Source organism: uncultured Limimaricola sp. (assembly GCF_964022235.1).
In the GTDB taxonomy this organism is placed as follows: Bacteria; Pseudomonadota; Alphaproteobacteria; order Rhodobacterales; family Rhodobacteraceae; genus Limimaricola.
In genome coordinates, this window is sequence record NZ_CAXHZL010000007.1 from 1 (window position 1) to 14,496 (window position 14,496).

General features: G+C 65.5%; 14 protein-coding genes and 1 pseudogene. 2 read left to right on the top strand and 13 right to left on the bottom strand.

The window, feature by feature from the left end; all coding sequences use genetic code 11:
• Positions 1–313 precede the first annotated feature (313 nt).
• Positions 314–883: a hypothetical protein gene (locus AADJ02_RS10255; protein WP_341212912.1), complete on the bottom strand. Its 570-nt coding sequence runs from the start codon at positions 881–883 to the stop codon at positions 314–316.
• A gap of 282 nt (positions 884–1,165) precedes the next feature.
• Between AADJ02_RS10255 and AADJ02_RS10260 the strand changes: the two genes are divergently transcribed.
• Positions 1,166–2,056, top strand: coding sequence for a recombinase family protein (locus tag AADJ02_RS10260; RefSeq protein ID WP_341212913.1), 891 nt, complete (start codon positions 1,166–1,168; stop codon positions 2,054–2,056).
• A 173-nt stretch (positions 2,057–2,229) separates the two neighbouring features.
• Here AADJ02_RS10260 and AADJ02_RS10265 read toward each other — a convergent pair whose 3' ends face one another.
• The 10 genes and pseudogenes from AADJ02_RS10265 to AADJ02_RS10310 all read right to left on the bottom strand — a co-directional run bounded on the left by AADJ02_RS10265 (position 2,230) and on the right by AADJ02_RS10310 (position 10,626).
• On the bottom strand, positions 2,230–2,874 hold the full coding sequence (locus tag AADJ02_RS10265) for a DUF3726 domain-containing protein (RefSeq protein WP_341212914.1): 645 nt from the start codon (positions 2,872–2,874) through the stop codon (positions 2,230–2,232).
• Complete coding sequence (locus tag AADJ02_RS10270; protein ID WP_341212915.1) at positions 2,871–3,911, bottom strand: hypothetical protein; 1,041 nt, start codon at positions 3,909–3,911, stop codon at positions 2,871–2,873. Before AADJ02_RS10270 ends, AADJ02_RS10265 begins: the two co-directional genes overlap by 4 nt.
• A gap of 31 nt (positions 3,912–3,942) precedes the next feature.
• Positions 3,943–5,109 (bottom strand): annotated as a pseudogene (locus AADJ02_RS10275) (IS3 family transposase).
• A gap of 155 nt (positions 5,110–5,264) precedes the next feature.
• Positions 5,265–6,182: a DnaJ C-terminal domain-containing protein gene (locus tag AADJ02_RS10280; RefSeq protein ID WP_341212916.1), complete on the bottom strand. Its 918-nt coding sequence runs from the start codon at positions 6,180–6,182 to the stop codon at positions 5,265–5,267.
• A gap of 40 nt (positions 6,183–6,222) precedes the next feature.
• The gene (htpX, locus tag AADJ02_RS10285) at positions 6,223–7,143 is read right to left on the bottom strand and encodes a protease HtpX (RefSeq protein ID WP_341212917.1); all 921 of its coding nucleotides are present in this window, start codon (positions 7,141–7,143) and stop codon (positions 6,223–6,225) included.
• A gap of 3 nt (positions 7,144–7,146) precedes the next feature.
• Positions 7,147–7,725 (bottom strand): nucleotide exchange factor GrpE, encoded by a 579-nt coding sequence (gene grpE, locus AADJ02_RS10290; RefSeq protein ID WP_341212918.1) that lies wholly within the window; start codon positions 7,723–7,725, stop codon positions 7,147–7,149.
• Between the two features lie 27 nt (positions 7,726–7,752).
• Entirely contained in the window at positions 7,753–9,162 is a 1,410-nt protein-coding gene (locus AADJ02_RS10295; RefSeq protein ID WP_341212919.1) for a DegQ family serine endoprotease, read from the bottom strand.
• 61 nt (positions 9,163–9,223) lie between these two features.
• Positions 9,224–9,646 carry an Hsp20/alpha crystallin family protein gene (locus tag AADJ02_RS10300; RefSeq protein WP_341212920.1) on the bottom strand — a complete coding sequence of 141 codons (423 nt, stop codon included), beginning with the start codon at positions 9,644–9,646 and terminating at the stop codon, positions 9,224–9,226.
• Positions 9,647–9,766: 120 nt separating this feature from the next.
• On the bottom strand, positions 9,767–10,162 hold the full coding sequence (locus tag AADJ02_RS10305; RefSeq protein ID WP_341212921.1) for an Hsp20/alpha crystallin family protein: 396 nt from the start codon (positions 10,160–10,162) through the stop codon (positions 9,767–9,769).
• A gap of 23 nt (positions 10,163–10,185) precedes the next feature.
• Positions 10,186–10,626: an Hsp20/alpha crystallin family protein gene (locus tag AADJ02_RS10310; RefSeq protein ID WP_341212922.1), complete on the bottom strand. Its 441-nt coding sequence runs from the start codon at positions 10,624–10,626 to the stop codon at positions 10,186–10,188.
• Positions 10,627–10,980: 354 nt separating this feature from the next.
• Here AADJ02_RS10310 and ftsH point away from each other — a divergent pair, with 354 nt between their 5' ends.
• Positions 10,981–12,816 (top strand): ATP-dependent zinc metalloprotease FtsH, encoded by a 1,836-nt coding sequence (gene ftsH, locus AADJ02_RS10315; protein ID WP_341212923.1) that lies wholly within the window; start codon positions 10,981–10,983, stop codon positions 12,814–12,816.
• Here ftsH and AADJ02_RS10320 read toward each other — a convergent pair whose 3' ends face one another.
• Complete coding sequence (locus AADJ02_RS10320; protein WP_341212924.1) at positions 12,817–13,374, bottom strand: NADH dehydrogenase ubiquinone Fe-S protein 4; 558 nt, start codon at positions 13,372–13,374, stop codon at positions 12,817–12,819.
• Between the two features lie 267 nt (positions 13,375–13,641).
• Complete coding sequence (locus AADJ02_RS10325) at positions 13,642–14,469, bottom strand: alpha/beta hydrolase (protein ID WP_341212925.1); 828 nt, start codon at positions 14,467–14,469, stop codon at positions 13,642–13,644.
• Positions 14,470–14,496 lie beyond the last annotated feature (27 nt).

Consider the following 14,496-nt stretch of genomic DNA (forward strand, 5'->3'; position numbering starts at 1 on the left):
GAAGATGGTCGAGCGGTGGCGGCGCAGCACCCGCGCCATCTCGTTCACGGACACTTTGGCATGGCGCCAACGCTCGATCTTGTGGCGCTCCTCGAGCGTCAGCTGCGCGTAAACACGTCCCATACTGGAAAACTCCTGCTTGATAGGGAATTGTTTTCAAACAAGAGTCGCAGTTGGAAGCAGCGCGCGCCGCTGCGAAAGTAGATTCCTCGTAATATACATTATGTAATACCTTATGTTTTTGTGCATTTTACCGGTATGATTCAAGCCCGAGCTCTCGCGCTTAAACCCGTTTTCTATCGCCCTACCTACGTTACACTGAAACGCAGCTCATTCCCTTGATCCCGCTGCGCGAGAGGTCCTCACGGATTGTTCTCAGCGCGGCGCGCTGGATCTGGCGGATGCGTTCCGCCGAGATACCGTGCCTGTCGACCAGCGCAGCGAACTTCTCGCGGGTCATGTCGCCATTCAGGCGAGCTTGGACGATCTCGAGGTCGCGATCCTTGTAGTTGGCGCGCACGACCGAGGCGATACGGGACATGATCTCGCGCTGATCCAAGTTGGCTTCGACGGCTGACTGACCGCCCTCGGTTGCGAAGGTACCGGAGTTCGCGACCGCGCGGTCGGCGGCTTCGCCGGGGAAAGTTGCCGTATGGGAGATCGCCAGGTCATTCACAAAGATCCGCGGCTCCATCCGCTTGACCGCGTCGAGCTTGACGCGCAGCCGGTCGGCGATGGTTTGACGGTCGGCGTCGGTGATCGGCATGCGGCAGTTCTTGGCCTGGATCTCGGCGACCATGCGGCGCATGTTCATGAACACGCGCTTGTCGGGCAGGTTGGTGCCGATCCGGACTGCCCCGTGGAAGTCCATCGCGTGCCGCAAAGTATGGATGGACGTATCTGTCCGAATTTAGGGCAATATGCGGAACCTGTCCGGCTGAATGGCCGGCTCTACGAAGCCGCCAAAGAAGTGGCTGCGGCGTTCCTGTATGAGGGCGGTTAAACCCGCGCCATTCAGATCAAGAAAAGATGCTGACGGATTGGCTTCACATCCTAAGCTGCAATGTCTTCGATGTCCGCGGTCGCTTCCATGAGCAGGCTATCGATCGTATTCCCTAGACGTATTAAATTAGATGGGGGCGTTTGGCACCCCATGCGGAGGTCCATGTCCCTTGTCGGCTACGCCCGCGTCTCGACCGACCTACAGGATACGGCTGCGCAGCGCCGTGAACTGAAGGCGGCGGGCTGCACCGAGATCCGAGAGGAGTTCGCCTCGGGCACCATGCGTGCGCGGCCGGTGCTCGCGAAGCTCGTGGCGAGCCTAGGGCGCGGCGACGTGCTCGTCGTCGTGCGCATCGACCGCCTCGCCCGCTCGCTGTCGCACCTCCTTGAGGTCATCGAGACGCTGGAAGCCAAGGGCGCGCATGTCAGGTCCCTGGGCGATCCGATCGACACCACCTCGCCGCATGGCAAGTTCACGCTGCAGATCCTCGGAGCCACGGCGGAGTTCGAGCGCGCCCTGATCCGCGAGCGGAACATGGCGGGCCTCGCTTCGGCGCGGGAGAAAGGCTGCGTCGGCGGCAATCCGGGGCTGCGCGACCGCGACCCGGAGGCGATCGCCACGGTCTGCCGGGCGCGCAACCGCAGCTACTTCGACAAGCTCAACAAGGAAGCCCAGCAGTGGCTGCCCGCCGTCCGGCAGTTCCGGCCCCGGCTGCCCTGGGAAGACGTCGTGCGGATCGTCAACAGCCGCCATCCCGGGGCAAAACCTTGGACCGTCGAGCGGCTGCGCCGCGCCGCCGGGCGCTTCGTGAAGGACGGGCTGCTGGACAGGGCTGTGCTCGACCGCGCCCCGCCCGCGCAGAAGGACGACCGCATCCTCGCGATCGTTGTGGGCATCAAGAGCTCGGCGCCTGAGATGACGCTGAAGCAGATCGCCGCGCGGCTCGAGGCTATGCGGGAGCCGACCCCGCGGGGCCGGGCGAAATGGGCGACCTCATCGGTGGCGCACCTGCTGGAGCAGGCGCAAAGGGCGGGGTTGCTTGAGAGCGACTGAGGGCAAGGCAGGAGCCGAATCTCCCGTCTCAATCGGCGCGAAGCCTCGGCGCGTCGCATGCGTTCCGTCCGACAGGATCGCCGCGTCCATCGGCTCGTCCCGCGGCACTGGACTGATGCGCTACGGAGCGCGACCACTGGATGACCTTGCCCGAGGGTGCGGCGCGCCGGGGATCAGTCGGTCTCGCGTCTGGCTCCCGCACCTGCGCGGCTTTCCTCGGTGGCCAAGGCATAGGTGCGAAAGGCGAAGCTTTCCAAGATCCGAAAGGTTTCGGCGGTGACATGACGGTCGGGGGCGGTCGGGCCCCACCCGGGAGCCTGTGCCTCACGCGCGGACAAGGTGACCGATCCAGTCCCCGCCACGATCATGGCCGCAGTGGCCCCGTTCAGCTTCGGCGCGCCCCTGTCGAAGACGAGCGAGACCCCATCCCATTCGAGGGCCAGGGCCACCCCGGCGGAGCGGGAGGCCGCAGCGGCGAAGGGGGCCAGAAGCAGCGGAACCGCCACCTCGCCCAGATTCAATGGCGCCCCCTCCTTCAGCTCATCGGCCCGGTCGCAGATCAGCGCCCCCGCGATGATCGGGCACAGCGGGCCGCGCCGCGCCCGCCAGATCCCGTCCGATTGAAGCGGTGCGAGATCGGAATAGGGTTTTGCGTCATTCTGGCGGAGCAATTCGGCCAGAAGCCACGGGCCGGGAAAGCCGTTGTCGCTGAGCCAGCGCACGGCCTTGCCCGCCTCCTCGGCCAACCCCCAGCTCATGGCGCCACCCCGCGCCGCCTTGCGGGCGAGCGCCTCGATCTCGTTGAGCGAGCAAATCACAACAGCCCCTCCGGAAGATCTGGATAGGTCCAGCCCGCGAACTCGATCTCGGCAAGCTCGTGCGGGAACGGCGCATTGCGGAACATGTTGATCCGCACCCAGCGGTCGGAGCGCGGGTCGAAATGGCACGCGCCGAAGAAGGACAGCTTCGCCCGCAGGAGATCGATAGGCAGGACGTCGGCGCCGACCGTGTTATCGCGGATCTCAGCATAGGGATGACGGGCCGAGATCTGCACCCGCCGCAGGATGTAGCGGTGCTCCGGGCGGCGCAGCAGGAAATCCGCGACGCGGGTGTCCGCATCCTCACCCTTGAGCGCCTCGAACAGCAGAGCCGCATCGCGACCGGGTGCAAGGGGCTGCTCGTAGGCCGCGACGGGCTCCAGATGCCGTTCGCCGAGCCGCGGCTCGAGTTTCTCAGCCGAGACATACCATGCGCGGGCTTGAGCTTCGGGGCTGTCCCAATCGATCCCGAGCGCCCAAGCATAGTCGCTCTTGAGAATATCGCGCAGGCGCGCCACGGTCATGCCGCCTTCGATGCGGAAACCAGCGTTCTCATCCGCGCTCATCCGCATCGGCAGATCGTCGACCAGCGCGCCATAGGGCTCCATCATTAGCGCAACGAGGAGCTCCTGCCCCTTGAGGCTCAGCGAGGTCTCGGCCCAACGATAGAGGCGATCCCACGGCTGTGCCGCGTCGAGCGCGCCCGCCTCGATGTGCGCCGCAAGGCGGTCGAGGTCGGATTTCAGCCCGGCGATCTTGTCGCACTGGATCGGATGCTCGGAATGCCAGTCGTCGACGTTGCGGCGTCCGCGCCGCAGCATGATGCGGAACGCCTGCGCCTCGGCGGCGGTGATCGCTGGCAGCGCCCGGACCCGCGCCAGCGCGATCTCACATGTTTCGATCCAGTTGTTGAGCAGGATGGGGTGGTTGAGCAGGAACGGCGCCATGCCCAGCCCGGTGGAATTGCCGATGCCGAAGGCGCGGCGCGCCCCGGGTTCGAGCTTTACCGCCCGGCCCGGCGCGCGGGCTTCGGCCATGTGGGCTGCTGCTGGTCCCATGGACAGCAAGTTAAGGTAGCATTGCGCGGGCCTCGAACTCCATCGGGCTGATGCAGCCCAGCTTCGAGTTGTAGAAGCGCTCGATGTAATCGAAGACGTCGCTGCGCGCGGCGTCTTGGGTGCGGTAGACCTTGCGGGCGGTGCGCTCGGTCTTCAGCAAGGAAAAGAAGCTCTTCCATCGTGGAATTATCCCAGACATTGCCGGCCCGGCTCATCAAGCAGGTGATGCCGCGATCGGCCAGAAGCCTCTGGAACTGGTCGCTCGCATACTGGCTGCCCTGATCCGAATGATGCAGCAGAGCGTCTGCCTTGCCGCGCCGCCAGACGGCCATCATCAGTACGTCCATGACGAGCGAGGCATCGCGCTCCGCCTTCATCGACCAGCCCACGATGCGTCGTGAGAACAGGTCGAGGACGGCGGCGACGTAGAGCCAGCCCTCGGCTGTCCAGACATAGGTGAAGTCGGCCAGCCACTTCTGGTTCGGTCCGTCCGCGCGGAAGTCTCGGGCTAGAAGGTTTTCGGCGATGACGGAGCGCGCCCCTTGGTCCTTCGACAAGCCGCGTCGTCGGGACCGTGCTCACTGGCCAGTGCGCTTCATCAGACGCTCGATCCGATGCAGGCCGCAGGGCAGTCCTTCCTCGAGCGCGTCCTGCCAGACGCGCCGGGCGCGCGTCGGGTCCGATCGCTGGCTTGAAAGCTCAGACGCATGACCTCGCTCAGCTTCTCGTCATAGATGGACCGGGCACTGGCGGGCCGGTTCAATCAGGCATGAAAGCCTGAGCGCGATACCCGCAAAGCGGCGCAGATCCAGCTCACGGGCCAGACATGCCGGTGCTTGGCGACGAAAGCGAACTTCATGTCGTATCCCGCGCGAAGAGCGCGGTCGCCTTCGTCGGAGAAACGGTCCCCCGGACCGTTTCCTGCTCCTCCTCAGTTTAACATGTCACGCTCCGCCTTGAGACGGGCGACCTCCTTGCGCAAGGCCGCGATCTAGGCCTGCTTTTGGCTGACCCGCCCGTGGCCGGGGAGTGCTCCAAGCGGAGTGTCTCCCACCTCGCGCATCCGTCGGCGCAGCACGCTCTCGGACAGCTCCAGATCCCGGCATGCCTACACCGGCTCCGCCACCGGCTTCACAGCCTCAGGCTTGAACTCGCGGCTGAACGTTCGTCTCTTCATCTGAGGTCTCCAATTTCATGGTCACGATCTTATCGTCGTGCCCACGGGACCGGCAGCATCTCAGCCTTATTGACTACTCACGGCTGCTGCTTATGAGTTTGCATCATGCAGTTGGGCAAGGCGTTGATAATCTGAGCTACCCAAGATTGTGTCTTTCAAAGCCGGCTGGTCCCATCTCGGAGCTCGTGCCGGACATTCTCTTTCCAATGCTTCGCCAAGGACTTCATTTCGGCGTCAACCTTCTTTGGCAACTGGATCGAGAGCCGGACATATTGGTCGCCAGCCGGCCGCTTCGCACAGCGGATGCCCTTTCCCTTGAGCCGCACGCGCTGACCCGACGAAGCGCCTTCCGGCAGCTTCATCGAGACCGGTCCCCAGATCGTCGGGACCTCCACCCGGGCACCGAGCACCGCTTCGTCGAAAGTGATGGGCAGCTCGATCTCGATATCATCGCCATCGCGGGAGTACAGCGGGTGCGGCCGGATCCGCGTTTCCACGTTGGCATCGCCCGAAGGCCCACCATGGAGGCCCGGCGCGCCCTTGCCCTTCAGGCGGAGCACCTGCCCGTCGCGCAAGCCGGCCGGTATCCGCAGTTCGATCGCATGTCCGTTCGGCAGGGTGACGTCTTGGATCGTGCCGCAAGCGGCATCGAGGAAATCGACCTCGATGCTGTAGCGCAGATCCGCGCCCGGCGCGCCAAAAGGTGCTGAGCGACGACCGCGCCCGCCGAATAGGTCCGCGAAGATGTCGGAGACATCTTCGAAGCCTCCGAAGGGCGTGTCGCTCTGACCAGTGGCACCTGCCGAGGCACCGGCATAGCTCCGGCGGGGGTCGGGGCGCGGCCGTTCCTGACCGTTGGCTTCGATCTCGCCTGCATCGAAACGGCGGCGCTTTTCCGGGTCGCCGAGAATGTCATAGGCCGCGCCTACGCGCTGGAACTCGCCCTGCGTGATGGCGTCGCCTCGCGACAGATCCGGATGCAGCTTCTTTGCGAGCCGGCGATAGGCCTTCTTGATTTCGACTTGCGTGGCGTCGCGGTCGACGCCGAGAATGTCATAGGGATCGTGTGTCATGCATTAGAGCTCCGCACGGCCGAACAGACTGAACACCTCGTCAAAGCCGAGCACGTCGTCCTCCGCCTTGGTGGACCGATGCGCCACGGTCGCGTGCGCGCAGCGCCGCGATCCGCGCGTCCAGCGGCGGGTGACTGGCGAAGAGCGCCTGCACGCGGCCCGCGTCGAAGGCCATGGCACGCATCTCGTCGGGTAACGGCGGGGCGTGCCGCAAGTGCCGCAACCGCTCCAGTGCGGCGATCATGTTTTGGCGCCCTGCCAGCGCCGCCCCGCCCGCATCGGCGCGGAACTCGCGCCAGCGCGAGAACCACATGACGATCGCCGTCGCCAACACGCCAAGCAGCATCTCGGCCACCAGCGAGACGATCCAGTAGCCCGGCCCATGGCCGCGTTCGACCCGCAGCACGAGTCGGTCGACCAGGAACCCCGCCAGCCGCGACAGGAACACTACGAAGGTATTCACCACGCCCTGGATCAGCGCCAGCGTCACCATATCGCCATTCGCGGCATGGGCGACCTCGTGGCCGAGCACGGCCTCCACCTCGTCCCGCCGCATATGGGCGAGCAGGCCGGTGCTGACCGCGATCAACGCCGCGTCGCGCCGCCAGCCGGTGGCGAAGGCATTGGGCGAGGGATGGTCGAAGATTCCGACCTCGGGCCTGCCAATCCCGGCGCGCCGCGCCTGATCCCGCACGGTTTCGACCAGCCAACGCTCCGCTGCGTTGCGCGGCACCTCGATCACCCGCACCCGCATCGCGGCCTTGGCCATCGGCTTGGACAGGATAAGCGAGAGCAGCGCGCCGCCGAAGCCGATCACCGCGGCGAATATCAGCAGCGCTGTCAGGTTTAGATCAACGCCGTTCGCCGCGAGCAGCCCTTCGATTCCCAGCACCCGAAACGCCAAGGACAGCACGAGGAGCACCGCGAGGTTCGTGCCGAGAAGCAACACCAGCCGCAGCATATCTCAGCCTTCCTGCGGCTCGGGCGCGGCGCTGACCGTCACCCGGGCGGGGCGGATCAGTCGCCGACCAATGGCATAGCCCGGGCGGTGCAGCACGAGCACCCGACCCGACCCGACGTCCTCCCTGACCTGCGTGTCGATCGCCTCATGATGGGCCGGGTCGAAGGCGGCGTCATTGGGCGCGATGATCCGCACGTCGAGCGCCTTCATGGCGGTGTCGAAGCAACTCCGGATCCGCTCCAGTGTCTCGAGATGCTGGGCGACACGCTTGTCGTTCGCATTCGGTCCCGACCGGGCCGCCTCAATGCCGAACGCCAAGGCGTCGAAGCCGGGCGCCAGCGCTTCAATGGCAAGCGCGATGCCGTGGTCACGCCCCTCGACGCGGGCCAACTCGGCGCGCTTGCGAGCGTTCTCGGCCTCGGCCAGCGCCCGCTTCCAGCGATCGGTCAGCTTGGCGATCCTTGCCTCATGCGTCACGTGGCCATCGCCGCCATCGCCGACCTGCGGCTGCGATGCGATCGCAGTCTCGGGGTCGAGCGGGTCGCTCTCGAATTTGTTCTTCCTGTCTTCGAAATCTTCCATCTCCTACCTCCTTTCCATCGCTGCGCTTCAGCGCATCACCAGAAAGATCCGGGCCGAGCCCCGCTGAACCGTCAGTGCGAGCGCGCCGTCGACCCCTGCCAGTTGCCGGCGCAGGTCGGCGAGCGATCCGACCGGCGCACGGTTCACCGCGAGGATCACGTCGCCCGCCATCAGTCCTGACCGCGCTGCGCGGCTGCCCGGATCGATCCGTGCCACCAGGACGCCCGGTTCACCCCCAAACATCGGATCACCCGGCTCCAGATCACGCAGCTCCGCACCCGACAGCCGATCCATCGCCCGATCATCCGTGAGCGAGGCGACCAGCCCGCTCTCGCGCAGTTCGGCCTTGAGCGTCACGACATCGCCGTCGCGGATCACCTCCAACTCGACCTCACTGCCGATCCTTTTCAGGCCGATTTGGCTGCGCAGGTCCGCAGAGCCCGCAACCGGGCGGCCGTCGACCGAGATGATCAAGTCGCCGGGCTCGAGTCCTGCCTCTTCGGCGGCGCTGCCTGGCTCCACCTGCGTCACCACTGCGCCGAGGGCGGACTCAATCCCCAGCGCTTCGGCGAGGTCCGGGGTGAAGTCCTGAATCATGACGCCAAGCTGGCCGCGCCGCACCTCGCCGAACTCGACAAGCTGATCCATCACCGCCGACGCCATGTCGGCCGGAACGGCGAAGCCGATGCCGACATTACCGCCCGAGGGCGCGATGATCGCGGTGTTGATGCCAACGAGCCGCCCGTCGAGCGTCACCAGAGCGCCGCCCGAGTTGCCCGGGTTGATCGAGGCATCGGTCTGGATGAAGTCCTCGTAGACGTCGACGTTGAGACCGCTGCGCCCGAGCGCGCTGACGATGCCCGAGGTAACGGTCTGGCCCAGCCCGAACGGGTTGCCGATGGCGAGCACGTAGTCCCCGACCTCCAGCCGGTCGCTGTCGCCCAGTTCCAGCTCGGCGATGTCCTCGGCTTCGATCTGCAAAAGCGCGATGTCGGTGCCGGGATCGCTGCCGACCAGCTCCGCCTCGAAGCGGCGGCGGTCCTTCAGCGTCACCACGATCCTGTCGCCCTCCGCGACCACATGATGGTTGGTGAGCACGTAGCCTTCCTCGGCATCGACGATGACGCCCGAGCCTGCGCTCATCTGCTGGCGTGGCGAGGGCTGGGGCATCGGGGGCAGGTCGAAGTAGCGCCGGAAGAAAGGATCGGCGAAGAGCGGGTTGCTCTCCACGTCCTGTCGCGTCTCGACCGAGATGTTGACGACGGCGGGCGTCACCTCGGCCAGAAGCGGCGCGAGGGTTGGCAGGCCGTCGTCGTTCAGGAACAGCGGGCGGTCGGGCGTCTGAGCCGCTATGGGGTGGGCAGCCAGCAGCACCACGCAGAGCGCCGCCAGAAAGCGGCGCAGGTCGAGAAATCGGTTAGGCACAGGACCGGGCATCGTCTCCTCCTTGACTGATGTAGCATCGGGCGACCGGTCGCCGCCGGCCGCCCGGGTGGGCTCAGGCGGCCTTGACGGAGATGCGCTTGACGCGCGCTTGTGCCTCGGTGGTCTTGGGCAGGCCGACCTTGAGTACGCCTCTCTCGAAGCGCGCTTCGGCCTTGTCCGCATCGACCCCCGGCGGCAGCGGGATGGTGCGCGCGAAGGCACCGTAGGAGCGCTCGGACAAGTAGACGCCGCGGCGCTTTTCCTCGTGCTCGATCTTCTTCTCGCCGCGGATCGTCATCACGTCGCCAGAGAGCGAGATGTCGATATCCTCGACGTTCATGCCGGGCAGTTCCACCGCCACCTCGATGCCGTCATCGGTCTCGGTGACGTCAGCGCTGGGGCCGAACAGCGAGATCGGGCCGCGCGGGCCGCTGCGACCATTCTCGACCTTGTGCCAGAATTCCTCGAAGACGTGGTTGATGTCGCGTTGGAGCATGGCGAGAGGGCTTGTCGTGCCGCCCGCTCCGTTCGCGGGGGTCCTGGTCTTTTCACGACCCCACGGGATGAGATCGCTGATCTGCATGTCGTGTTTCCTCCTTTGGCTGCGGCCAGGGCGTCAGTTCGCCCTGACCTTGATTTTCTTCGGCTTGGCCTCTGGCGCGCGCGGCAGTTCGAGCCGCAGCACGCCATGCTTAAAATCGGCCTTGATCTTCGACTGGTCGACCTCGTCCGACAGGGTGAAAACGCGGACGTAGTCGCCGATCCGATACTCGGCCGACAGTTGGCGGTAGCCCTCGGGGACATGCGGGCGCACCTTGCCTTGAAGCGTCAGCACATGACGCTCGAGCGTCACGTCGACATCATCGGGCGCGACGCCCGGCATGTCGGCCATGATCACGGTGGTGCCGCCGGTTTCGAGAATGTCGACCGCGGGGGTGAAGTTCATCGCCATGCGGTCCTTGCCGGTTTCGGCCACGTCGCGTCCGTCCTGACGCGCAACTTCCTGTGCCATGATCTCCTCCTTTCTCCTGAATCTCAGGATGTCTTGATCTCAATGCGCTTGGGCTTGTCCTCTTCGGGGCGCTGCATCTCGACCGTCAGTACACCGTCCTTGAAACGGGCCTCGACCCGGTCAGGGGCGATGCGGAACGGTAGCTCGATGCTGCGCGAGAAGCGGCCTTGCGGGCGCTCGCGGCGGTGCCAGGTCGCGTCCTCGCCAACCTGTGGCTCGGCATAGTGGCCCGACAGCGTGACGATGCCGTCCTTCACGGTGAGTTCGATATCGTCCTGCGAGAGCCCTGGAAGCTCGGCGGTCAGCACAATGCTGTCCTGCCCGGCCCAGAAGTTGATCGCGGGCTGGCTGTCGCGCGGCGCGGTGCCAAACCCGTCGAACATGCGGTTCATGTCGCGCTGCATCCGCCGCATGTCGGAAAAGGGGTCCGGCATGCCATAGGGCGCAAAGGATGTCTGAAGCATTGGTGTCCTCCTTTCCTCGTGACGTCCATCTGTCGGATCGCGGGGCCGCGGCGGCACACACCGCGGCGGCACACGATCGATCAATGCGAGGATGTCCCGGAAAGGCAGGTTGCAGGGCAGAGCACTGCTGTCGGCCGGCGCGCCGCATCGGCGCTGCCGCCGGATCGGCAGCCGATGGGAGGGCCGCGATACGCCGGTCCTCCGTCTCTCCACTACCCGGGGACCCGCCTCCGGCATCCCCGAGCCGGATGTGGGAATCCTGAAATAGGCTGTCAAGACCGGATCTGGAAATTTGGCAGGCGACGGCCCACATCCGGGGCGAATGCAGACTCTGGTCAAAGAAAGGAGGAGACGATGGGCCAGAAAGACAGGATAAATCTTTGGTATTTTGCGCTGGCCTTCTTCGGGGTCGTGCTGCTGCATGACCTTTGGGCTGGCGCTCAGCGGATCGATCCGATCCCCTACAGCCGGTTCGAGCAGCTGGTCGATGACGGGCTCGTCGAGCAAGTGGTGATCGGCTCGGGCAGAATTACCGGCAGCTACGTGGTGCCGCAGAACGGCCATACCGAGTTCGTGACGACACCGGTTGAGCCCAGGCTTGCCGAGCGGCTGCGCGACAGCGGCGTGACCTTCACCGGCGCGGTCGAGAACACTTGGCTCGGGGCCGTCCTGTCCTGGGTGGTGCCGGCGGCGGTCTTCGTTGGTCTGTGGGTTCTGGTTATCCGCAAGTTCGCCGAAAAGCAGGGCTTCGGCGGCATGATGTCGATTGGCAAGAGTCGGGCCAAGGTTTACGTGGAAACCGATACCAAGACCCGGTTCAAAGACGTGGCCGGGGTCGATGAGGCCAAGGCTGAGTTGCAGGAGATCGTCGAGTTCCTGAAGGACCCCGAGGGCTATGGCGCGCTTGGGGCGCGGATGCCCAAGGGGGTACTGCTGGTCGGGCCGCCGGGCACCGGCAAGACGATGCTGGCGCGTGCCGTGGCCGGCGAGGCCGGGGTGCCGTTCTTCTCGATCTCGGGCTCGGAATTCGTCGAGATGTTCGTGGGTGTCGGTGCCGCCCGGGTGCGCGACCTGTTCGAGCAGGCGCGTGCCAAGGCTCCGGCGATCATCTTCGTCGACGAGCTCGACGCCTTGGGCCGCGCCCGCGGCAGCATGCCGGGGGTCGGCGGCCATGACGAGCGCGAGCAGACGCTGAACCAGCTCCTGACCGAACTCGACGGTTTCGACCCCTCGAGCGGGCTGGTGCTGCTTGCGGCGACCAACCGCCCCGAGATCCTCGACCCGGCCCTGCTTCGTGCAGGCCGCTTCGACCGGCAGGTGCTGGTCGATCGCCCCGACCGGCCGGGTCGCGAGGCGATCCTGAAGGTCCACATGAGGAAGATCCGCGTCAGGGCTGATGTCGAGATCGGTCAGCTGGCGGGCCTCACCACCGGCTTTTCGGGCGCGGACCTCGCCAACCTCGTCAACGAGGCGGCGCTGCTGGCCACCCGCAGGCGTGCCGGCCGGGTGGCGATGGAGGACTTCACCAACGCAATCGAACGGATCGTGGCGGGGCTGGAAAAGCGCAATCGGCTCTTGAACCCGCGCGAGCGCGAGATCGTCGCCTATCACGAGATGGGCCACGCGCTGACGGCGATGGCACTGCCGGGGGTGGACGAGGTGCACAAGGTCTCGATCATCCCGCGCGGCATCGGCGCGCTTGGCTACACGATCCAGCGGCCGACCGAGGACCGCTTCCTGATGACCCGTGCAGAGCTTGAGAACAAGATCGCGGTGCTGCTCGGCGGTCGGGCCGCGGAGCTCCTGGTCTTCGATCATCTCTCCACCGGCGCGGCCGACGACCTTGCCCGCGCGACGGAAATCGCCCGCGCTATGGCGACCCGCTACGGCATGGTCGAGGATCTCGGCTTCGTCAGCTACGAACCCTCGCAGCGCGATTTTCTCGGTCAGCGACCCGGCGTGTCGGAGGCGCGCTATGGCCCCGAAACAGCCGAACGGATCGACTCTGCGGTGCGAGACATCATTGCCTGCGTCCACGACCGGGTGCTGGCGCTGCTCGAAGCCAATTTCGGGCTCCTCGAGCGCTCCGCTCATGAACTTCTGGAGCGCGAAACCCTGACGGATCAGGACCTGGCCCGCTACCGCGAGGAGTTGCAGCGCGAGCCAGAAACGATGCGCGAGACCGCCTGATCAGGCAGCCGCGGTGTCGAGGCGCGAAGGCGGGCCGATCCGGCCCGCCCAGAGCGGCGGCGGATCGCTGGCCGGAAAGTTGCCGATCAGCGCTTCATCGAGCGGCTCGAACTTGGCCCGAGTATCATCGCCTCGTGCCAAAGGGCCTGGCTCGGATCTCGGCTTATGCTTGCTGGCGAAACGATCTGCGCAACTCTTCATGACCGGTTCGCGGTCCTGCGCGGGCAGCACGATCGGTTGCCAGCCGCGTTGCTTACAATAACGAAGCCCCGTTTCGCGGTCCGGAAACCGCAACTCGATCTGGCGGTCCGGATCGGTATCGCTGATCCAGCCCATTAGCGGCTCGCGCTCCTGAGGGTTGTGCGGTTCGACGCGGAGAACCCACTGACGCGGCACCGGTCCGGATTGGGTCGGCGTGCCGGATGGCCGGTATAGAATGACAACGGGCGCGTCATGGGGCGTAGAAGTCTCGGGCGCACCGCGTTCTTCGGCATCAGTAGTGACCTGGCTTCGCAGCGACATCTGCGCAAGCGGTAAAAGATGGGATGTCCTTTCCATGCTTCCCTCCATGCTCGAATGGATGCTTCGGCCCGTATATAAGGCGTGAGTGGGGGTATCGCGAAGACGTCCGAAACCCCGTGGTTTTTAATTATAGCGACCAGTGTCGTCGGTGTCGGATGACTTCTGATCGATGCCGTGTCTGAACCTGCGCTGCACCGAGCATCAGCTTTCGGCAAGGCCTGCCAGAAACGGACGCCCCCGGTTCTCAGACATGGACACCCGGGCGACACTCCCGCGGGCAGATCGGTATTCTTTACGCTGTCACTACGGTCGGTGCGTCGGGGCATCCCCGGACAGAAACGCGACAACCGCCTCGACGAAGGCGTCCGGTGCGGTGTTCATCGCCTCGTGCCCTTCACCGTCGAACTGCCTGTGGCGGACATTCGCGAGAACATCTGCGAGCTCGACCGTAACGAACATCTCCGGCGGCGTTTCGGATCCGGTCAGCAGCAGCACGGGCATGCGAAGCGCGCCGTACCGGCTTGTGTCGAACTCGTGTCGGCTCAGCGCAAAGACATCCTGCACGGAGGCTTGGGCGTCTTTCACGATGTGCTGCCAGTCGCTCGACGCCATCAGGCTTCCGAGGATGTCGTGCGGCAGTTCGAATACGCCTTCGTAGAAGGCCCTCGCCACGCCCAGCCAGTCCTGCGCCTCGGCAGCCTCGCGCATCCGCTCGAGCACGATCGGCTGCGGTCCCTCCGGGCGGGGCGGCTCGTAGAGGATGAGCTTGCGGACCCGGCCGGGGCAGAGCAATGCCCCGGCCAGCGCAACTTGCGCGCCGTAGGAATGGCCGAGCAGGAAGGCCGGCTCATCGATCCTCTCGAGCAACGCTTCGACATCCTTGGCCTCGTCTTCGACCTCATGGCCCTTTGTGGCCTCGCTCTCTCCACGGCCCCGCCGGGCGAGGGCGTAGAGGGTGAAGTGTTTCGCAAGGCGCGGCCGGGCTTGAAACCAGTTCGAGCGGTGGTCGCTGAAGCTTCCATGCACGAGCACCAGCGGAGGACCCGATCCTTCGACTTCGTAGGACAGGGTCGCACCTGTAGGGGAGGTATAGGTTTCCATTGCGGGTGAAGCGGTGTCATTGCCGGGCATCGGTGGTCCTCCCATGGCTGCGCAGTC